This window comes from Paraburkholderia sejongensis (assembly GCF_020880815.1).
Classification (GTDB): domain Bacteria; phylum Pseudomonadota; class Gammaproteobacteria; order Burkholderiales; family Burkholderiaceae; genus Paraburkholderia; species Paraburkholderia sejongensis.
The window spans coordinates 1-20,475 of the sequence record NZ_JAJITD010000006.1; the positions used below are offsets into that span (position 1 = coordinate 1).

A 20,475-nucleotide genomic window follows, 5' to 3' on the forward strand; every position below is an offset into this window, starting at 1 on the left:
TCGTATATTCGCTGGTACAACGCAACTCGGATCAAGGTCTCGCTCGGCTCCCTGAGCCCACTCGAATACCGGGAAAGTCTTGGAATCGTGGCATAACCAGTCCAGGATTTTAGCCGCATCCCCGATCCGCGCGCAATGATTTCGCCAGCTCTGTCAAGGCGGTAATACGGAGTTGAAATTGCAGCGCAGACGACATCGCGACCTCGATAACATGACTGGCATCACTGCGTGGCGCCGCGAGGAATGCGGACACTCGCGCGTCAGCTTCTGTAGGCGACCGGCACATCGACCACGGCGTCATTGCGCTCGATTTCATCGCTGCACATCGGCTTGCCCAGCAGATAGCCCTGCGCATGCGTGCAGCCGCACACCCGCACGAAGTTCAGTTGCTCCTGGGTTTCGATCCCTTCGGCCGTGGTCGGCATGCCAATCTCGCGCGCGAGCGCGACGATCCCTCGCACCACTGCCGCCGATTCGCGTCGATGCAATGCTTCCCTGACGAACGAACTGTCGATCTTCAGCTTGTCGAACGAGAAACGCACCAGCGTCGACATCGTCGAAAAGCCAGTGCCGAAATCGTCGAGCGCAAGGCCAATGCCCAACGCGCGCAAGCGCATGATGTTGCGACGGGTCACTTCGTCGTCGTTCAGCAGCGCGGTTTCGGTTACTTCGAGATTGAGCCGCATCGGCGAAAGCCGCGTCTTGCGCAGGATAGCCGTCACCGTCGACGCAAACGACTCCTCGCGCAACTGCACCGGCGACACGTTGACCGCGACGATCACCTTGTCGCGCCACGTCGCCGCCTCCATGCACGCCTGCAGCAATACCCATTCGCCCAATGCGAGGATCAGCCCGGTGCGCTCGGCGGTCGGAATAAACGCGGACGGCGACAGCTCACCGCGCGTCGGATGATTCCAGCGCAGCAGTGCTTCACGGCCCGACACCGCGCCGCTGGCGAGGTCGACGATCGCCTGATACTCGATGCGCAGTCCGCTGAACGACTTCAGCGCGCCTTCCAGATCGCTGCGCAGCAGACTGAGGCTCTCGTCGGACACGTGCTTTTCGGCATCGAACACCACGAACGCGCTCTTGCCGTTGCGCTTGACCGCATACAGCGCACGGTCCGCGCAAATCAGCAATTGCGGCCCGCTCTTCGCATGCTGCGGATATAGCGCGACGCCTACGCTCGCGCCGATATGCACGAGCGCCTCGCTCAACACGAAGGGCCGCGCCAGTACTCTGACGATGCGCTCGGCCAATACCCGCACGTCGCGCTCCTCGGCGGCGCCGTCCGCGATCGCGACGAACTCGTCGCCCGCGAGACGGCCGACCTGATCGTCGCCCGGCAGCAATTCGCGCAACCGGTTCGCCGCTTCCTGAAGAATCTGGTCGCCGGCCGCATGACCGAGGCTGTCGTTGATCGCCTTGAAGCCGTCCAGATCGATCAGCAGCACCGCGAACGGCTGACCCTCGCGCGTCGAATCGTTGCCGGTGCGTTCGAACAACAGTTCGCTGATGCGCGCGCGGTTCGGCAAGCCGGTCAGACTATCCTGGCGCGCCAGCCGATGACTGTTTTCGCGCGCGCGCAGCAACGCCACGGTATCGCGATTGCTGCGCAACGCGACCGTAAAAAAGCCGGCTGCGCAAAACGGCGCCTGAAACAGCAACACGAGCTTGCCGTTGCCCGGCGACATGGCCGCGCCGACACTCAGAAGACTTAGAATAAAGACGATCTGCAATAACGCGAGCCGCGGCGTGCCCGCATTGCGTCCGGCCAATCCACCGATTACTCCGACCGCGCAAACGTTTCCGAGCAGAAAAAGCGTGGGATTTCCGCTGATATTGCACAGTAACGTGCCAAACCCGAATAGCACGCTCCATAGCAAACTCGCGAACAGAAATGCCGAGGTCGGCGTGGGCCGGCCTTGCGCGGCACGCGTGCGGCATAGCCAGATCAGCGCGAGCCGTGCAATCAGCAACGCGACGACGGCAATGCCCCACGCGGCATAAAGCGGAATCGGGTAGAGATAGAAAGCGGTCGCGCAAACGCTGAGTTCGCAGATTGACGCAAAGACGATCGACGCGGTACGCGTAAACAGATTGGCAAGCAGAACCTGCCGGTTATCCGGACTCAGGTTCTGAGCGGAAGACACCACCCACTTGAAAAATGGAGACCTTGGTTCAGTAAAGGCCATGACCTGCGCATTTAGCGGTTAGTGGGTCGAACCCGGACGTGGGTCGCCGTGCGTTTGAGCGATTACGAGAATGTAAAATACCAGATCAATTCGCGCAATCGCCGCAGGTCATAATTACATACGTCTGTTTAAAACAGTGCTCTATTCGGTTCCTGCGCGTGGCCCCGTGCACGCAGCGCGGCGGACGCGGCGAGCGTGCAAAAAAAGAGGAAGAGCCAGGCTCTTCCTCTTGTGACGAAACGCGCTGCCGTGCCTCGCGAGCGAGGCATGCGAACCGCTTAGTCGTACAGTACCGCGGCGATCTTCGGGTCGGTCATATTGGTCTTGTCGTACCAGAAGAAGCCCGTGTCGATCTTCTTCGGCAGCTTCTCGCCATGCAGCGCCTTCACTGCGGAATCGACCGTGCACTTGCCGATGCCGACCGGATTTTGCGTGATTGCGCCGGCCTGCAGGCCCGAGCGGATGTTTTCCTTCTGTTCCTTGCCGGAGTCGAAGCCGATCAGTACGAGTTTCTTGCCCGACTCCTTCACGCCGATCGCCGCGCCATCCACCGAACCTTCGTTCGCACCGAAGATGCCCTTCAGATTCGGATTGGCCTGAATCATCGCCTTGGCGATTTCCGCCGACTTCAGATGGTCGCCGGCGCCGTATTGCACCGACACGACCTTGACGTTCGGATGCTTCGACTTCATCTGATTGACGAAACCTTCACGCCGGTCGACGCCGGTGCGGCTCGTCTGGTCGTGCACGATCACGCCGACTTCGCCCGCATTGCCGATCAGCTCGGCCATCTTGTCGGCGGCAAGCGCGGCGGCCGCGACGTTGTCGGTCGTGCAGGTGGTCAGCGGAATATCGCTATCGACGCCCGAGTCGAACGCGATTACCGGAATCTTGTCGTTCTGCGCGCGCTTGAGCAGCGGAATCGCGGCCTTGGTGTCGAGCGCGGCAATGCCGAGCGCCTGCGGCTTTTTCGCGAGCGCAGCCGACAGCATATCGATCTGCTTGTCGACCATCGCTTCCGTTTCCGGTCCCTCGAACGTGATCCGCACGTTGTTCGCCTTCGCCGACTGCTCGGCGCCGGCTTTGACGGCCTGCCAGAACTGATGCTGGAAGCCCTTCGAAATCAGCGGAATATACGGCTCGTCCGCATATGCGAGACCGCTTCCGCCAACCAACGCGCCGACACCGACCGCGATACCGATTAGTCTTCTCTTCAACATGGGGCCTCCTCCTATGGATGGGCTATCAAGCCATTTGAGGGAGCCTGCGCGGGCTCCCTTTTCTGTTGCTCTGTTTTTCCCGCGTCAGCCTGCGCGGCTGCGGCTGCGCCGCAAGATGTCCGCATAGACCGCCAGAATGATGATCAGACCGGTGACGACGATCTGCCACTCCTGCGCGACCGACATGATGCGAAGTCCATTGGTCAGCACGCTCATGATGAACGCGCCGATGATCGTGCCGAGAATCGTGCCCGCGCCGCCGCTCAGAGAAGTGCCGCCGATCACCACCGCCGCGATCGCATCGAGCTCGTAGCCCTGGCCGAGCGCCGGCTGCGCGGAGTTCAGCCGCGACGCGATCAGCAGACCGGCGATCCCGCAAATCGCGCCGCCCACGCCGTAAATCGCGATCTTCCAGCGATCGACATTGACGCCCGAGAGCCGCACCGCTTCTTCATTGCTGCCGAGTGCGAACGTATAGCGGCCCAGCGCGGTGCGATTGAGCGTAATAGAACTCAGGATCGCGAGAAAGAACAGGATCAGCACCGCATTCGGAATCGGCACGCTCGGCAGGAAATAGCCGATCAACGAGTCCTGCGAAATGCGGTAGAAGTTCTCGGTGTCGGTGAAATAGATCGGCTTGTCCGACGAGACGACCAGCGAAAGACCTTTGAGCAACATCATCATGCCGAGCGTCGCTATGAACGGCGGAATCTTCATTTTCGCGGTCAGCGTGCCCGAGACCGTCCCGCACACGGCGCCGGTCGCGATCGCCGCGAGTATCCCGGCCCACATCGGCAAATGCCAATAAGTGAGAAACACGCCGCAGATCACCGCGGTGAACGTCATCAGCGTGCCGACCGACAGATCGATCCCGCCGGTAATGATCACGAAGGTCGCGGCAATCGCCAGCACGCCGTTGACCGCGGTCGCCTGCAGAATGCCGAGGATGTTGTCCATCTGCATGAAGGCGGGCGACGCGAAGCTGAAAAACACCAGCAGCAGAATCAGACTCGCGAACGCAAGCATCTTTTGCAGCGCGGTCGGCGCGAAGATGCGGGCCTTCAGGCTGGAAGTCCGGCGTTCATTCTCGAGCGCCGCCGTATCCGTTTGCAGTGTCATGTCTTGAACCTCGTCAGGCTTAAGCCGTTTTCAGGGATTCGCGCTGCGTCGCGAGATGCATGATGCGCTCCTGGGTCGCTTCGCCGGCGGATAACTCGCCGGTAATGCGGCCCTCGCACATCACCACGATTCGATCGCTCATACGCAGAATTTCGGGCAGCTCCGACGAGATCATCACGATCGCCTTGCCTTGCTCGGCCAGCGAGCGCAACAGCTTGTAGATTTCGCTTTTCGCGCCGACGTCGATGCCGCGCGTCGGTTCGTCGAAGAACAACACGTCGCAATCGCGTTCGAGCCATTTCGCGATCACGATCTTTTGCTGATTGCCGCCGGACAGCAGCCGCACCGGTTGAGTGGCGGACGGCGTGCGGATCGCGAGCAGTTTGATGAAGTGCTGAGCGCGTTTGCGGATCTGGCCGCGGCGCAGAAACATATTGAACGACAGGAACTTGCCGAGATCGGACATCACGATGTTCGATTCGACGTCCATCCCGGTGGCCAGACCGAAGCGTTTGCGATCTTCGGACAGGTAACCGATCCCGCGTTTGACCGCATCGCTCGGTTTCTTAATCGACGCTTTCGCGCCTTTCACGAAGATCTCGCCGGCTTCGACTGGATCGGCGCCGAACACCGCGCGCGCGACCTCGGTGCGACCCGCGCCCATCAAGCCGGCAAAGCCGAGTATTTCGCCCTGCCGCAATTGGAAACTGACGTTGCGCACCAGCGGACCTGCGACCAGATTCTTTACTTCGAGCGCGAGCGCGCCCTGCCCCGGCGCGCGTTGCTCCGGCGTGAAGTCGGACAGCGCGCGTCCGACCATCATGCCGATGATCGTTTCGACACTGGTGCTTTCGGTCGGCACTGTCGCCACGTATTCGCCGTCGCGCATTACCGTCACGCGATCCGTGATCTGCTTGAGCTCATCCATCTTGTGCGAGATATAGACGACGCCCACGCCGCGCTCTTTCAGTTGGCGGATGATGCGGAACAGTTCGGCGATCTCGGCATCGTTGAGCGCGGAAGTCGGCTCGTCCATGATCAGAACGCGCGAATCGAACGACAGCGCCTTGGCGATCTCGACCATCTGCTGGCTCGCCACCGTCAGCGAGCCGACCGTCGTGCGCGGATCGAGATTCACGTGCATGCGGCTAAGAATTTCGCGCGCCTGTGCATTGAGTTTGTCTTCGTCGAGCAGCAGTCCGAAATGCTTGCGCGGTTCGCGGCCAATAAAGATGTTCTGTGCGACGCTCAGATGATTCATCAGTTGCAGTTCCTGATGAATGATGCCGATCCCGACGGCCTGCGCATCGCGCGGCCCCTGGAAATCGACCGGCTTGCCGTCGTAGAGGATCTCGCCCGAATCGCGCGTATAAACGCCGGCGAGAATCTTCATCAGCGTCGACTTGCCCGCGCCGTTCTCGCCCATCAGAGCGTGGATCTCGCCGGCCATCAGTTCGAACTGGACGTTGTGAAGCGCTCTAACGCCCGGAAAGCTCTTGCAAAGCTTATTAACGGATATGAGTGGGTTCATGTGCGGATCTGTCGACGGCTGCCTTTATCACCAGTGCTTTTAACTGTGACCTGCAAACGACTTCAAATGCGACTTGCGACGCGGCTGTCACCGCGCTTTCTTTCAAGGCTCGAACAGGTCCGGCCTGTTTTTCGCGGAGCGGTGCAATTCCGCGACCACCTGGTCGAGATGATCGTGCATCGCTTTCGCGGCCGACTCGGCGTCGCCGGCGGCCAGCGCCTTGAAGATGTTCTCGTGCTCTTCCAGCGTATGCACGAGCCGTTCGGGACTTGCCAGCAATTGCCTCGCGCGGTCCAGCGCATTGCGCGACACCGTGACGATTTCCTTTACGCGCGGCAGCTTGACCGCGTCGAGCAGGATTTCGTGAAATGCCAGATCGAGCGCATGAAACGCTAGCCGTTCGCCGCTGCCCGCCAGACTGCGCTGCTGGTCGAGATTGCTGGCCAGGGCATCGAGTGTCGCGCGGTCATGCAGGCGCGCGACGCCGCGCACGGTTTCGACTTCCAGCGCGCTGCGAATAAACAGGTGCTGACGAATGTCGTCGAGTGCGATCGGTTTGACCCGCGTGCCGCGCTGCGGCAAAACCTCCACGAGACCCGCATGCGCGAGCTTCGCCAACGCGGACGACACCGGGAAACGCGACACGCCCATTCGTTCGCATACGGCCAGCTTGTCGATCATCATGCCGGGCTCCAACGCCAGCGTAACGATCGCTTCCCGCAACGCCGCCTCGACCGCGTCGGTCAAGCTGCCACGCTCGCCGCCCTTGACCTTTTGCAGTGCCGCATAAGGATCGGTGGCGGGATGCTCCAGTTCGGCTGAGGAATTCACGGAGGCCTTGATTTTGAGACAACATGCTAGCATGCTAGAAAGCGGATCACGAGTTGTCAACGCGTACAAGTGCCTGGTATTCCCTGGTATCCGTGCGTGAGAAATAGAACTGAACCGCGTGCGCGACAGTGCACGTAAAGCCGATCCGTCTGCTCCCGCAGGCGAGCGCCGCTAGCCATTCATCGCCCCGGAGGGTGCACATGACTACGATCACAAGGCTGTCCGTTCGGGACATCCGGTTTCCCACCTCGCGTTCTCTCGACGGTTCCGACGCAATGAATGCCGCGCCGGACTACTCCGCCACCTATGTCACGCTCGAAACCGACACACCCGAACTGACCGGGCACGGCCTGACCTTTACGATCGGGCGCGGCAACGAGATCTGCGTGACCGCCGTGAATGCACTGACGCCGCTGATCGTCGGCAAAAAGCTCGAAGATATCGCCGCGAATATGGGCGCATTCTGGCGGGCATTTACTTCGGATAGCCAACTACGCTGGATCGGGCCGGACAAAGGCGCGATTCATCTGGCCACCGCGGCGGTCGTCAACGCGGTGTGGGATCTGTGGGCGAAAGCGGCCGGTAAGCCGGTGTGGAAACTGCTCGTCGACATGAGTCCGGAAGAACTGGTGCGCTGTCTGGACTTTCGCTACGTGACCGATGCGATCACGCCGCAGGAAGCGCTCGCGATGCTGCATCGTCATGCGAAAACCAAGGGCGAGCGGGAAAAGGAAATGCTCGCGCACGGCTATCCGGCTTACACGACTTCCGCCGGCTGGCTCGGTTACGACGATGACAAGATTCGCCGGCTCGCGCGCGAAGGCGTCGCGCAGGGCTGGACTCATTTCAAGCAGAAGGTCGGCGCCGATCTCGACGAGGATGTACGGCGCGCGCGCATTTTACGCGAGGAGATCGGCGAAAACCTGAAGCTGATGATGGACGCCAATCAGGTGTGGGATGTCGATGAAGCGATCGCGAACATGCGCCGGCTTGCCGAGTTCGACCCGTGGTGGATCGAGGAGCCGACCAGCCCCGACGACATTCTCGGCCACGCGGCAATCCGCAAGCGACTCGGCTCGATCGGCGTCGCGACCGGCGAGCATTGCCATAACCGGGTGATGTTCAAACAGTTGCTGCAGGCCGAGGCGATCGATTTCTGCCAGATCGACAGTTGCCGGCTCGGCGGGCTCAACGAAGTGATCGTCGTGCTGCTGATGGCCGCGAAGTTCGGCGTGCCGGTCTGCCCGCACGCGGGCGGTGTCGGTTTGTGTGAGTACGTACAGCATATTTCGCTGTTCGACTATATTTGCGTGTCGGGCTCGCTGGAAAATCGCGTACTCGAATACGTCGACCATCTGCACGAGCATTTCGTCGATCCGGTCGTGATTCGCAACGGCCATTACATGCCGCCGCAAAGGCCCGGATACAGTATCGAAATGCTCGAGGAATCGCTGGACCGCCACTGGTTCCCGAACGGCGCCGCGTGGCAAAAGTGAGCGCGGGACGCGCGTCGACATCTCTCTAATTCATTCCGGAGCCGCAATGCCTTCTCCGTTGTCCGCCGCCGCGATCGATGCATTGCGCGAAAGCATAGCCGGTGTACGCAGTACTACGCACTTCAATCATGCCGGCTCTTCATTGCCGTCGAGCGCGACGGTCGAGGCGATTCACGCGCATCTATTGCGCGAAGCGTCGCTCGGGCCGATGGAAGCGGGCGCGGCGGCAGCGGCGCAAACCGAACGCACACGCTCACTCGCCGCACGGCTATTGAACGCGCAGCCATCCGAAATTGCGTTGACGACCGGCAATTCGGCCGGCTGGGGCGCGGCCTTCGCGGCACTGGGTCCATGGCGCGCGGGCGAACGCATTCTGGTGGCGCGGCATGAATGGGGCGGCAATCTTGCGACGATGCGGCACGTCGCGCAACGGGCGGGCGCAACGATCGAAGTGATTCCGTCCGACTCGACCGGCCGGGTCGATCCGCACGCGCTCGAAGCGATGCTCGATGAACGCGTGCGCCTGATCGCACTGACCTGGCTGCCGGCCAACGGCGGACTGATCAATCCCGCCGCGGCGATCGGGCAAATCGCGCGCCGCCACCACATTCCGTATTTCATCGATGCGGCGCAGGCCGTCGGTCAGGTGCCGGTCGACGTGGCCGCGCTCGGCTGCGACGTCCTGGCCGGCGTGGGACGCAAAGCCCTGCGCGGCCCGCGCGGCACCGGCCTGCTGTACGTAAGACAGGACTTTCTCGCGCGCCTCGCGCCGGCCTTCGTCGATACTCATTCCGCACCACTCGATGCCCATGGCGAACCGGTGCTGCGCAACGACGCCCAGTGTCTCGAGTCCTCAGAAGCATCGCTTGCGCTCCACTGCGGCCTTGCGAATGCGCTGCATGAAGCACTCGAAATCGGCGTCAACAACATTCGCGGGCAAATCGATCGGATCGCTAATCGTCTGCGAGCACAGCTGGCCGAGATTCCCGGGGTGTCGGTACTCGATCAGGGCGTCGAACGTTCCGGCCTGGTGTCGTTCAATGTCGCCGGGCTGGACGCGCTTTCAGTGCGGCGCGCATTGGCGGCGCAAGGCATTACGATCGGCAGCAATGGCGTCGCCTACACGCCGTTCGATATGACGAGCCGCGGACTCACGCAGATCGCACGGGCATCGGTCAGCTATCTGACCACCGACGCGGAAATTGATAGATTACTGGCTGGAATCCGCACGTTGGCGCATTGAGCCTATATCGCTCGGCGCCTTTTTCAACCCGACCGATTGCAACCGCTCATGATTTCCGCTCCGTCAACTGCTCTCGAACTCTCGAAGTTTCCCCGTCATGTTCTTCTCGAAGGCCCGACGCCGATTCAACATCTGTCGCGTCTGAGCGCACGCTTGGGCGGCGCGGACATTTACGTCAAACGGGAAGATCTGACCGGGCTCGGCGGCGGCGGCAACAAACTGCGCAAGCTCGAATTCCTGATCGGCGAAGCACTGGCGCGCGGCGCGGACACGATCATCACGGTCGGCGCGCGGCAATCGAACCATGCGCGACTCACCGCGGCCGCGGCCGCGCGCGTAGGACTCCAATGCGAGCTGGTGCTGACGCGCACCGTCCCGCGTTCCGATCACGATTATCTGGAGAACGGCAACGTGCTGCTCGATGCGCTGTTCGACGCGCGCGTGCACGATCTGCCCGGCTCCGCCAACGCACTGCAATTCGCCGAACAGCGGGCCGACGAATTGCGCGCGCAAGGGCGCAACGTCTATGTCTGTCCGCTCGGCGGTTCGAGTCCGGTCGGCTGCCTCGGCTATGCGGACTGCGCGGCCGAAATCGCCGCGCAAGCGCGCGCCCAGCAGTTGTCTTTCGATCGCATCGTCGTGCCGAACGGCAGCGGCGGCATGCATGCGGGACTGGTCGCGGGTTTTGTCGCTCTGGGTATTGAGTCGGCGCGCGTCGCCGCATTCACCGTGTACGGCGATGCCGCTCACGCACACGCCGCCACGCTCGACAAAGCGAATCAGACGCTCCAGCTGATCGATTCCGCGCTTCGCGTGCCGGAAGAGGCGATATCGATCGACGAAACGCAGCTTGGGCCCGGCTACGGGATTCCGACCGACAGCATGCGGGCGGCGGTGCGCCTGCTGGCATCGACCGAAGGTCTGCTGCTCGATCCGGTGTACAGCGGCAAAGCATTCGCGGGGCTGGTGGAAAACGTCAGGACCGGAAAGTATGCCGCCGGACAAAACGTTCTCTTTGTAATGAGCGGCGGACTTCCGGGACTGTTTGCCTATCGCAGCGCATTCTGAATGCTCTGAATGTTCTGAATGTCCTGAATGTTTTGAATGTTTTGAATGTTTTGAATCCCGGCGGCGTTGCGCAGTATTACGCAGTTCGTGCGCAGTGCGGCGCGGCAGATCGCCGGGGCGCGGGGCGAGTCAGTTGCGGCGCGGCGGCGCGAACGAAATGATGCTCGATCCTCGTGCGCAATACGCCGTCGAGCGCGGCGAGTTGTTCGCGCAGGCGGAGCGCCTGCTGTTCGGTCATTTCGCCGAGAACGATTTTTTGTTCGAGAACGTCGCCGTGGCGGGTGACGAGCCAACGGTCCACTACCACGGTTTCGCGTTCGAGTACGGCCGCCGCGGACGAGACGATGCCGAGATTGACGCCCGATACGAGATGAACCGTGTGCGTCAGCGTGAAACCGGGAAGCAGGTTCGACCAGTCTTTACAGACGGATGGGGAGAAGGCAGAGGTAGCTTCGCGCATAGTGGGCTCCGGATCAGTGTTTAGCGAACCGGTGCCGGCGAGGCCGCTCCCGTTTCGTTGCCGACAATCGGCCGCATCGCCTTAAGGCTTCCACCTTGCCCGGGAGGGCAGGTTGGCGTCGGATAACCGACTCTGGATGCATAACTTCGTGTGTTCGATATCTCGAACGAGGCTCCATTATACCGAAAACGCCGGACCGGGCAAGCGGTTGCTGGAAAGCGGGGAATGCGTCGTTGGTGGCGGCCCGGACAGTGCCGTGAACCGCGTCTCCACGCGCGGGTTGCGCATTGGTTGCGCATGCGATGCCGGGGGGCAAACGGAACGTACAAAGACGACAGGTTGACGCTCATGCGCTCGGGACAAGCCAAGGATGAGAGACGGGTACGTCGATTGGAGAAAATCTTGCAGACGCGGAATGTGGAGATCCGCGAGAGGGAGGGCAACGAACTCGCGGATAGTGTCCGCTTACCGTTCGGAGCCTCTTGAGAGAGGTCGTACTGCCAGAACATCTTTGGTGCCGACGGCGAGACTCGAACTCGCACAGCTTTCGCCACTACCCCCTCAAGATAGCGTGTCTACCAATTTCACCACGTCGGCACTGCACTTCAATTTGTGACCCGAGCTTCGTTTGAAGCCTGCGAATCAAGCTCCGCTGCACATCAAGACTGGCTTTCTATATGCACCGGAGGCAGGTACATACACCCTTAGATAGAGAGTCGCTAACTTCGTCACTTGGGCAGAGGGGCGCCATTGTAGCAGCTAAATTATTTTTTTGAAGCCCCTATGCGGTTTTTCTGGGGCGTGGGTGGTTGAGTCGCCAGAGGATGCACCGGGTGATGGGTGTCGCTATCGCGGGCCACGAGCGTGTCGGAAGGTCCGCCATTCGATTGTGCCCGCTCTTAGGATCAGTCCGATTGTCTTCTGGTGGGGTTACCGGATATTAAGGGAACGCTGGAGACACATCCCTCAACCCCGGACGCCCTGGAGCAATCCACAGTGTCCGATCTAATGACTGCACCCGACAAATATGGCTAACGAACTCTCCTATTACAAAATCAACAAACTGATATGGCGTTGGAAAGAAAAGGATGGCGCTCGCATCGTGCGTGAAGCCGGTTTGTCGATGGACAAGGCCCCACCGGCACCGCCAAAGGAACCTGAACCGGAGGCCTCTCCAGCTGCGCCCGCAGCGAAGCGACCCAAGCCTGCCCCTGCGATCAAGATGCTCGACGACATAGAGAAAGTCGCTAACGCTTTCTCTCGATTCAAGGTCTGGCTAGATACGCCCACTCCGCCAAGGTCGCCTAACGCCTCCTCTCCACCACCGGTAGACAAGTCAGTACCGCCGTTCGACATCCAGGAAATCCCAGGCGCGATGCGCAAAGAGATGATGCCGGTCGGGGCCAGGCTGATGGAACGATGGTTTGCCGGCCGTTTGAACTACTCGCCGACCGACGCTGACGAACGGGCGAAAGTCAATCAGGATGGCCACCCGTATCCGCCAGACATGTACGAGACAGATTTAGTGAAGCTGGACTGGGTGCTTAAGTTTGGACGTGCCAAAAGAAAATACGATTATTTACTGAAGCAAGCGATCCGATCGGACAATGCCCGGAGAGCTCTTCGCGACGTACTTATCCCCTACAAGGATGGAGGCGACCTTTTTACCACCAACATCTGCGGGAGCGATCCAGAACGATTACACACGCTCTTCCAGTTCCAGAGGGCCGAAGTCGACGGCACGCTCGCCGAAAAAATCGGCCTTCAGTTGACGGCAGCGAACAACAACTATGGAGTTCCAGATGATCTTACTGCCGCGCTTGGATCGTTCGTGTTCTATGCGGCCGTGGGCCATGTCCGTTTCTCTAGTGACATCGTCAATGGAGTGAGGCGGAGCAACGCACGAATCGCTGAAGTCACGGGAATATGGGTCTATGTGAAAGATGCTTACACGTTCACAGACAAGCACGGACAGCGGTCCCAGTATCTTGGTCACTGGAGTAGCAGCGGGGTAATTGTGATCCCGCTGGACGGCATTGCCGCTACTTCCACCTACATCCCATACGTAGACTCGCCCGTTACCATCGGCGACCCGGTCATCGCGGGCAAAGTCCACTACCCGATACACAACAGCGATTTCAGACAGTGGCAAATCAGGCACCAGCGCGGCGGCGATTTTGTCATCTTCACTGACCGTAGGTTCGTTCCTCTCGTGCCACCGATCACACTGTACCTATGACGCTCCTCCGTTCCCGCATCATCACGCTCATCGGACTCGCCACCATCGGCGCGCTCTATTTCGTCTTCGTTTCCCGAACGCCACACGGCACGGATTGCGAAAAATCCTCATCGCCCGACGGAATCTACACAGCCGAGCGCTGCCTGCTGGAAGTCCAGTCTTTTCGAAGCGGCAACGCCAAGTACGTTGGCCGGTTATTCGATGCAAGCAACGGCAGACTCCTGGCGGAACATACCTTCGTCACACCCGTTCCCGACCTCTTCTGGTCTGCGGGCTTTTACTCCGGTGAGCCAACGCCGCGCTATATCAAGCCTTCAGTTAACTTTTCACGAGGCGGCGAAGCTGGCGACGGCTCGGATATTTCGTTGCCGCCGTCGTTTTGGGACAGGCTCCTGGCGGCGCGGTCTGGGCTAAACTGAAAGCAATCCGGCCGCTGTGCAAGCCGTGACGCACACCGGATACACATGACGCATAGCCCACCGCCAACACCGCACCCAAGGAGCCCCCCTTTGCCCGCAGCCACCCTCCACCTCTACACCGACGTCCAATTCGCAAGTCCCTACGCGATGTCGGTATTCGTCACGCTGCACGAGAAGCAGCTACCGTTCGAACTCTCGACTGTCGACCTCGCAAACAACGCGAACCACGCCCCCGGCTACGCGGCTACCTCGTTGACCCGTCGCGTGCCGACGCTGGTTCACGACGGCTTCGCGTTATCCGAGTCGTCGGCGATCACCGAGTACCTCGACGAGACGTTTCCCGATACTCCCGTCTATCCGCAGGACCGGCGCCTTCGCGCGCGAGCGCGCCAAGTCCAGGCGTGGCTGCGCAGCGACCTGCTGCCGATCCGCGAGGAGCGTTCCACTGAAGTCGTGTTCTGTGGCTCGCACCGCGCGCCGCTGTCCGCGACCGCGCACGCCGCCGCGCAAAAACTTTTCGCCGTCGCCGACGCATTGTTACCCGCCGATTCGCTGAATCTTTTCGGCGCATGGTGTATTGCCGATACCGATCTCGCATTGATGCTCAATCGCCTCGTACTGAATGGCGATGCAGTACCGCAAAAACTGAAAGACTATGCCGCTCACCAATGGCGGCGGCCTGGCGTGCAGAAGTGGCTCGAACTCGCGCGCCCGCCTCTTTAAGCGAATTTACGGACGCATTGGCAAAGCGATGAAAGGAACAACTAAAAAAAAGGGCATTGCGTCCGCCGGTTATTTCCCTTTGCCGTTCCCGCCATTGAGATTGGCCCGGTTGCGCGCCCGCTCCCTTTGCTGACGCACCCGGACGATGCTGACGACGATCAGCACGAACGCGAGCAACGTCAATTCGATCATTGCCGGAATCTGAATTGGATCGTGATACATCGAAGTCCTCCGTCAGGGATTTCGGTCATCTTACCCCGGGCCGATTAATCGTAAGTACTGCGCCCCCACCATCGCACTTATCCGCTCAACGCGGCTTTCAATAATGTAGGCCTGCCGTGACAATTCTCTCTTCATTTGTTAAATCCACGGCCATTCAACCCAGATAGCTGTCCCAGACAGTTTATTTGCGCTACAGTACGCGAGCGCTCGCTTAAATCGTCAGCCATCCCGACAATTCCCCAGGCGCCTCTTCGCACTCTTTATCGCAGTCGAAGGAAAATCTGGGTAAAGCTAAAGATATCGCGCCATGCCATCTTTTGCAGTCGCCTATTGCGGTCCCGCAGCTGTCCCTGACAGCGTGTGGTTACGCTGGAACATGGACCTGTGGTTGCTCGCGGCGCTGGCGGCCATCGCCTTGGTTCTGGCGAGCGGCCGCGCCGCCAACCCGAGAGCCGGCTGGGCGGCACTCGCGCTGATGGCGATCGTGTTCGTGTCGCCGCTGTGCGCGCTGTCGTCGGCGCTCTTTTCCGCGCGCGTCACCCATCACATCATTCTGATCGCGGCGGTCGCGCCGCTCCTCGCGCTCGCGTTTCCTCTATCGCGTCTTGGCTATCCGCCACTCGTTCCGGTGGTCGCCGCGCACGCGGTCGTCATCTGGCTCTGGCACGCGCCAGGACCGTATGCGTGGGGATTGTCGAGCGTGCCTGGCTACTGGCTGATGCAACTGTCGTTGCTGGGTAGCGCATGGCTGATGTGGCGCAACATCTTCTCGCCGACATTGCCGACCGGACCGGCGCTGGTCGCGCTCGTCGCGACGATCGGCCATATGGGTCTGCTCGGCGCGCTGATCGTATTCGCGCCGGTGCCGCTCTATGTCGCGCATTTCGGGACCACCGCCGCGTGGGGACTCACGCCGCTCGCGGACCAGCAGCTCGCCGGCCTGTTGATGTGGGTGCTCGCGATGATCCCTTATCTCGCCGCCGGACTCTCGCTGGTCTGGTCGAGCCTGCGCGTCAGGGAGCCCGCGCTGTGACGACGCTGCTCAAATTCATTCATCTGGCCGCGATCGCGATCTGGTCGGGAGGACTGATCGTGTTGCCGTATCTGTTCTGGCAGCGCCGCGGACTCGCGGCCGGCAGCGAACTCGACCGGCTGCATCGGATCACGCGACTCGTGTTCGTGGAGCTGACTTCTCCCGCCGCGTTCGTCGCGATCGCCAGCGGCACCGTGCTGATCTTCCTGCAAGCGACTTTCGTCGAATGGTTCACCGCAAAGATGGTGTTCGTGGGCATCATGGCGATGCTGCATGTGCTCGCCGGCCTCGTGCTGCACGACCTGTATCTACCCGGCGGCCGCTTCAACCGCGGCTCGGCGATCGCGTTGACGGTTGCCTATCTGGTCGTGATCGTCGCGATCATCTGGATCGTGCTGGCCAAGCCGCATATCGATTCGAACCTGTTCGCGCCGCATCTGTTCGAACCCGGCGGACTTGGCCGCTGGCTGCATCACTCCTTCGGCGAAACCAGAATCCCCACGCCATGATCGAATACGAGCTTGCCCCCATGCCAGCCGGCGAAGCCCGTCATCACCGAGGCGAGCAGCGACAGCACGAGTCCGTGCGGCAGAATCTGTTCGGGGTACAGAATACGCACGCCCCAGTTCGCGCCCGCGAGCGCGACGAGCGTCATCGCGGCGACTGCGTGCGACCAGCTCGCTTCCTTCAGCCGAATCCCGCGCACCAGCAGCAATTCCGCGGTGCCGACCACGCTTGCGCCGACTCCGCTCCAGAACGCGAAACCGGCAGCCCACACACCGGCGCGCACCCAGAACGGATCGCCCGTCCACCAGTACAGCACGTCGACGCCCAGCGTTGCGACGACGAACGCGATCGGGAAATGCACCATCATCACGTGAATCGGGTGGCCGACCAGCGCGACCGCCGAGCCCTTGTCGAGCCGCAACAGCTCCAGCAACACTTCGCTTTTCTCCGTCGAGCCAGTCTCGGAGTTGTCCTGCTTCGCCATGATCGATTCTCTCCAGGTCGAGTGTGTAGGCCTGCCAAACATCATAGTGGCTGGCGCGTGGCGCTCCAAGCGGGATCGCTCGCGGCGTTGTCCGGTTGCGCGGGGCCGCTGTCGACGCTGGATCCGTCCGGCCCCGCGGCGGCGTCGATCGCCGGGCTCTGGTGGGTGATGCTGGCCGGCTCGGCGATCCTGTTCGCGCTGGTGCTGGCGCTGTTTCTGCTCACGGTGTTCCGTCCCGGCTGGGGCTCGCGCGTTTCTCCCGCGCGCTGGATCGTGCTCGGCGGCCTCGTGCTGCCCGCCGTGATCCTGATCCCGCTGATCTGTTACGCGCTGTATGCGGGCGAGTTGCTGCTGCCGCTGCGCGCGCATGCGCCGGCGCGCATCGAAGCGATCGCGCAGCAATGGCACTGGACTTTCCGCTACCCGGACCAGGGCAACGTCGAAACCGGGAACGTATTGCATCTGCCGGCCGGCACGCCGGTCGACATCGCGGTCACCAGTCGCGACGTGGTGCACGCATTCTGGATTCCGCGCTTCGCAGGCAAGATCGATGCGGTGCCCGGCCATCACAATCTGCTGCGCATTCAGGCCGATCAGCCGGGCCAGTACTTTGGGCAATGCAACGAGTTTTGCGGTATCGGTCACGCGCAAATGCGCTTCACGGTGATCGTCGATCGTCCGGAAGACTTTGCCGCCGCCGTCAGAAACGCCGCCGCCACCGGGGAGATGAAGAAATGAGTGTGCCCGTCGAGCCGCAATCGCAGGGCCTCAACGCACTGCGGCTGCATCGTCAGCTCGCCGCGATCTGGGCCACCGGGCCCGGCGTGCAAAAATTCGCGTCGGTCAATCACACGGTGATCGGCATGCGCATGATGATCACGTCGTTCGTGTTCTTCGCGATCGCCGGGATTCTCGGCATGCTCACCCGCGTGCAGCTCGCCACTCCGCACGCCGCGTTCATGGACGTCGAGACCTACAACCAGGTCTTTACGATGCATGGGTCGATGATGCTGTTTCTATTTGCGATCCCGATGGTCGAAAGTTTCGCGGTGTACCTGACGCCGAAAATCCTCGGCACGCGCGACTTCGCATTTCCGCGCCTCACCGCGTACGGCTACTGGTGCTATCTGTTCGGCGGCACTATTCTGACCGTGTCGCTGATTCTGCGCAGCGCGCCCGACGGCGGCTGGTTCATGTACACGCCGCTGAGTTCGAACGTCTACTCGCCCGGCCTGAACGCCGACGTGTGGCTGCTCGGCATCACCTTCGTCGAGATTTCGGCGCTGTCGCTCGCGATGGAAATCGTCGTGTCGATCCTGAAGATGCGCGCGCCGGGCATGTCGCTCGACCGCATGCCTATCTTCGCGTGGTACATCCTCGTGACCGCGATGATGATGATCGTCGCGTTCCCGCCGCTGATCCTCGGCTCGATCCTGCTCGAAGTGGAACGCGCATTCAACCTGCCGTTCTTCGACCCGACGCGTGGCGGCGATCCATTGCTGTGGCAGCATCTGTTCTGGCTGTTCGGCCATCCCGACGTGTACATCATCTTCCTGCCGATGGCCGGCGTGCTGTCCACGATGATTCCGGTGTTCGCGCGCCGCCGCCTGATCGGCTATCGCGCGATCGTCGTCGCGATCATCGCGCTCGCGTTTCTGAGCTTCGGCATCTGGGTGCACCACATGTTCACAGTGGGCATTCCGCATCTCGCGCTCGCGTTCTTCTCGGCCGGCTCGGCGATCGTCTCGGTGCCGACCGCCATCCAGTTCTTTGCATGGCTGGCCACGCTCTCGCACGGCAGGCCGCGCTGGGACGTGCCGATGCTGTACATCTTCGGCTTCTTCTTCGTCTTCACGTGCGGCGGCCTGACCGGCGTGATGCTCGCGATCGTGCCGTTCGACTGGCAGGCGCACGACACCTACTTCGTCGTCGCGCACATGCACTACGTGGTGGCCGGCGCGCTCGCGTTTCCGATGCTCGCGGCGTTCTATTACTGGCTGCCGCTGCTGACCGGACGCACCGCCGTGCACAAGCTGTCGGTGCCGGCGTTCTGGCTGGTGTTCATCGGCTTCAACATGACGTTTTTCATGATGCACCTGACCGGCCTGCTCGGCATGCCGCGCCGGGTGTTCACCTATAGCGGCGACGAAGGCTGGAACTGGCTCAATCTGCTGTCGTCGGTGGGCAGTTTCGTGATGACGATCGGCTTCGCGCTGGTCGTGATCGACATCATCGTGCAGGTGCGTTTCGGTCAGCGCGTGCGGCGCAATCCGTGGGACTCCACCACGCTTGAGTGGGCAATGCCGATTCCGCCGACGCCGTACGCGTTCGCGTCGATCCCGCGCATCGATACGCAGACCGAAGCAATCGCGCCGGGCCAGCTTGCTGCGCAACTGGCGCGCGGCGAAGGCTATCTCGGCTTCACCCGCAACGGCTGGCAGGAAGCGCTCGGCGTGCATATGACCTCCGGCGAGCCGGATCAACTGATCGTATTGCCAAAGCCCACCTATCTGCCGCTCGTCACCGCGATCGTCACCTGCGCGGCGGTGCTGTCGATGTTATTCAAGTTCTATCTGCCGTCGGCCGCGTTTGCGGCGGTCACTTTTGCTCTGTTCATTTACGCGGGGCAGAATGCGGGACTTTCGCGCGACTACGGCGCGTTGCCGGTCGGCCGCGGCGTGAGCGTGCCGCCGCATACCGAAGTGGCCGGCTCGCCGTCGTGGCTGTCGCTGATCTGTGCACTGGTCGCGAACGGCACGCTGTTCACGTCGCTGATCTTCGGCACCTTCTATCTGTGGATCGCCGCGCCGAACTGGCCGGCCGCAACCACGCCGCAGCCGAGCAAGCTGCTCGCGCTGGTCGCGGTGATCGCGCTGGCCGTGGCCGCGATGGCGACGCGTGCTTCACTGCGTGCCGCGGCGGCCGAACGCAAACCGTACGGCACGCTCGGGCTGACCGCGCTCGCATTGATCGCCGCGCTCGCAGCGGCCGTGATGTTGATCGCCGGCGTCACGCCGAATCCGCGCGAACACGCACTCGGCGCGACCGCTGCCGCGTTGCTGGCCTACATCGCGATTCATGCGGGCGCCGGGCTGCTGTTCGTGATCAGCAACGTGCTGCGTCTGAACGCGGGCTTCATTTCCGCGCGACGCCTGACAGACCTGCGCCTCACGCGCCTGTGGACCGACTACACGCTGGCGACCGGCATCATTGCGCTCGGCCTCGTGCTCGCGCTGCCCAGTCTCGTCGCGATGCTCGGAGCGAAGCCATGAACGCGCGGCCGCTTTCGCCGCGGCGTTTGTGGTGGCTCGCCGTCGGCTTCACGATCTGGTGCGTCGCGTTCGTGGTGCTCTACGCGCTGCACGCGATCGGCTGTGCGTTCGCTTGGCCGAGCGGACCGCTGCGCGCGAGTCTGGCGATCATCCTGCTGCTGCATCTGCTGGCGATCGGCTGGCTATGGCGCTATCGCGCGGCCACGCGCGACCCCGGACCCGAGCGCATCAGCTCGTTCATGCATACCGTCGTCGTCTGGACCCTGATCGCGGCGCTGGTCGCGACGGTCCTCACGTTCGGCCCCGCATTGCTGCTCACCACCTGTGTTTAGACACAATCGGTAAGCCGTGCCGCCGCTGGCGGTTCGACGCCGCACGCTAATGCGCCCGCCTGTTGGCCCCCACAACCCGAT

The 20,475-nt window shown here is 61.8% G+C and carries 20 protein-coding genes, 1 tRNA gene and 1 riboswitch; of the genes, 12 read left to right on the forward strand and 9 right to left on the reverse strand.

Annotation, left to right across the window (positions count from 1 at the left end):
- Positions 1-96: IS3 family transposase (locus LJ656_RS12970; RefSeq protein WP_230508854.1), on the forward strand; the 96-nt coding region annotated here is incomplete at its 5' end.
- Between the two features lie 164 nt (positions 97-260).
- Here the strand turns inward: LJ656_RS12970 and LJ656_RS12975 are convergent.
- The 5 genes from LJ656_RS12975 to LJ656_RS12995 form a co-directional block, all read right to left on the reverse strand.
- Positions 261-2,195, reverse strand: a complete 1,935-nt coding sequence (locus LJ656_RS12975; protein WP_230509815.1) for a putative bifunctional diguanylate cyclase/phosphodiesterase — start codon at positions 2,193-2,195, stop codon at positions 261-263.
- Positions 2,196-2,473: 278 nt separating this feature from the next.
- The gene (locus LJ656_RS12980) at positions 2,474-3,415 is read right to left on the reverse strand and encodes an ABC transporter substrate-binding protein (protein WP_230509816.1); all 942 of its coding nucleotides are present in this window, start codon (positions 3,413-3,415) and stop codon (positions 2,474-2,476) included.
- A gap of 84 nt (positions 3,416-3,499) precedes the next feature.
- Positions 3,500-4,534, reverse strand: a complete 1,035-nt coding sequence (locus LJ656_RS12985; protein WP_230509817.1) for an ABC transporter permease — start codon at positions 4,532-4,534, stop codon at positions 3,500-3,502.
- A gap of 19 nt (positions 4,535-4,553) precedes the next feature.
- On the reverse strand, positions 4,554-6,065 hold the full coding sequence (locus LJ656_RS12990; RefSeq protein ID WP_230509818.1) for a sugar ABC transporter ATP-binding protein: 1,512 nt from the start codon (positions 6,063-6,065) through the stop codon (positions 4,554-4,556).
- A 102-nt stretch (positions 6,066-6,167) separates the two neighbouring features.
- A complete protein-coding gene (locus LJ656_RS12995; RefSeq protein ID WP_230509819.1) occupies positions 6,168-6,929 on the reverse strand; it encodes a GntR family transcriptional regulator in 762 nt (253 codons plus the stop codon).
- A gap of 167 nt (positions 6,930-7,096) precedes the next feature.
- Between LJ656_RS12995 and LJ656_RS13000 the strand changes: the two genes are divergently transcribed.
- From LJ656_RS13000 to LJ656_RS13010, 3 genes are read left to right on the forward strand one after another with little or no spacing between them, the layout of a single operon-like run.
- The gene (locus LJ656_RS13000) at positions 7,097-8,392 is read left to right on the forward strand and encodes an L-fuconate dehydratase (protein WP_230509820.1); all 1,296 of its coding nucleotides are present in this window, start codon (positions 7,097-7,099) and stop codon (positions 8,390-8,392) included.
- A gap of 46 nt (positions 8,393-8,438) precedes the next feature.
- Positions 8,439-9,635: an aminotransferase class V-fold PLP-dependent enzyme gene (locus LJ656_RS13005; protein ID WP_230509821.1), complete on the forward strand. Its 1,197-nt coding sequence runs from the start codon at positions 8,439-8,441 to the stop codon at positions 9,633-9,635.
- Between the two features lie 48 nt (positions 9,636-9,683).
- Positions 9,684-10,703, forward strand: coding sequence for a D-cysteine desulfhydrase family protein (locus tag LJ656_RS13010; RefSeq protein ID WP_230509822.1), 1,020 nt, complete (start codon positions 9,684-9,686; stop codon positions 10,701-10,703).
- Between the two features lie 76 nt (positions 10,704-10,779).
- Here LJ656_RS13010 and LJ656_RS13015 read toward each other — a convergent pair whose 3' ends face one another.
- Both LJ656_RS13015 and LJ656_RS13020 read right to left on the reverse strand, forming a co-directional pair.
- Positions 10,780-11,163, reverse strand: a complete 384-nt coding sequence (locus tag LJ656_RS13015) for a hypothetical protein (RefSeq protein ID WP_230509823.1) — start codon at positions 11,161-11,163, stop codon at positions 10,780-10,782.
- Positions 11,164-11,206: 43 nt separating this feature from the next.
- Positions 11,207-11,308, reverse strand: a riboswitch (SAM-I-IV-variant riboswitch).
- A 367-nt stretch (positions 11,309-11,675) separates the two neighbouring features.
- Positions 11,676-11,760, reverse strand: a tRNA-Leu gene (locus LJ656_RS13020).
- Positions 11,761-12,190: 430 nt separating this feature from the next.
- Between LJ656_RS13020 and LJ656_RS13025 the strand changes: the two genes are divergently transcribed.
- From LJ656_RS13025 to yfcF, 3 genes are all read left to right on the forward strand, one after another.
- On the forward strand, positions 12,191-13,402 hold the full coding sequence (locus LJ656_RS13025; RefSeq protein ID WP_230509824.1) for a DUF6402 family protein: 1,212 nt from the start codon (positions 12,191-12,193) through the stop codon (positions 13,400-13,402).
- Positions 13,399-13,821 (forward strand): hypothetical protein, encoded by a 423-nt coding sequence (locus LJ656_RS13030; protein WP_230509825.1) that lies wholly within the window; start codon positions 13,399-13,401, stop codon positions 13,819-13,821. Before LJ656_RS13025 ends, LJ656_RS13030 begins: the two co-directional genes overlap by 4 nt.
- A 90-nt stretch (positions 13,822-13,911) precedes the next feature.
- Positions 13,912-14,544, forward strand: a complete 633-nt coding sequence (yfcF, locus tag LJ656_RS13035; RefSeq protein WP_230509826.1) for a glutathione transferase — start codon at positions 13,912-13,914, stop codon at positions 14,542-14,544.
- Positions 14,545-14,613: 69 nt separating this feature from the next.
- On the opposite strand, the gene LJ656_RS13040 is transcribed toward yfcF, so the two are convergent.
- The gene (locus tag LJ656_RS13040; RefSeq protein ID WP_230509827.1) at positions 14,614-14,766 is read right to left on the reverse strand and encodes a hypothetical protein; all 153 of its coding nucleotides are present in this window, start codon (positions 14,764-14,766) and stop codon (positions 14,614-14,616) included.
- A gap of 307 nt (positions 14,767-15,073) precedes the next feature.
- On the opposite strand from LJ656_RS13040, the gene LJ656_RS13045 reads away from it, so the two are divergent.
- The gene (locus tag LJ656_RS13045; protein WP_230509828.1) at positions 15,074-15,799 is read left to right on the forward strand and encodes a cytochrome c oxidase assembly protein; all 726 of its coding nucleotides are present in this window, start codon (positions 15,074-15,076) and stop codon (positions 15,797-15,799) included.
- Positions 15,796-16,308, forward strand: a complete 513-nt coding sequence (locus LJ656_RS13050; RefSeq protein WP_230509829.1) for a HemJ family protein — start codon at positions 15,796-15,798, stop codon at positions 16,306-16,308. Before LJ656_RS13045 ends, LJ656_RS13050 begins: the two co-directional genes overlap by 4 nt.
- Here LJ656_RS13050 and LJ656_RS13055 read toward each other — a convergent pair.
- The gene (locus LJ656_RS13055) at positions 16,272-16,790 is read right to left on the reverse strand and encodes a DUF2231 domain-containing protein (RefSeq protein WP_230509830.1); all 519 of its coding nucleotides are present in this window, start codon (positions 16,788-16,790) and stop codon (positions 16,272-16,274) included. The two genes, LJ656_RS13050 and LJ656_RS13055, sit on opposite strands and share 37 nt — an antisense overlap.
- Before the next feature lie 57 nt (positions 16,791-16,847).
- Here LJ656_RS13055 and coxB point away from each other — a divergent pair, with 57 nt between their 5' ends.
- From coxB to LJ656_RS13070, 3 genes are read left to right on the forward strand one after another with little or no spacing between them, the layout of a single operon-like run.
- Positions 16,848-17,528 (forward strand): cytochrome c oxidase subunit II, encoded by a 681-nt coding sequence (gene coxB / locus LJ656_RS13060; RefSeq protein WP_230509831.1) that lies wholly within the window; start codon positions 16,848-16,850, stop codon positions 17,526-17,528.
- A complete protein-coding gene (gene ctaD, locus LJ656_RS13065) occupies positions 17,525-20,062 on the forward strand; it encodes a cytochrome c oxidase subunit I (protein ID WP_230509832.1) in 2,538 nt (845 codons plus the stop codon). The genes coxB and ctaD overlap by 4 nt, the downstream gene beginning before the upstream one ends.
- Positions 20,059-20,394 carry a hypothetical protein gene (locus LJ656_RS13070; protein WP_075304705.1) on the forward strand — a complete coding sequence of 112 codons (336 nt, stop codon included), beginning with the start codon at positions 20,059-20,061 and terminating at the stop codon, positions 20,392-20,394. The genes ctaD and LJ656_RS13070 overlap by 4 nt, the downstream gene beginning before the upstream one ends.
- Positions 20,395-20,475: the final 81 nt, after the last annotated feature.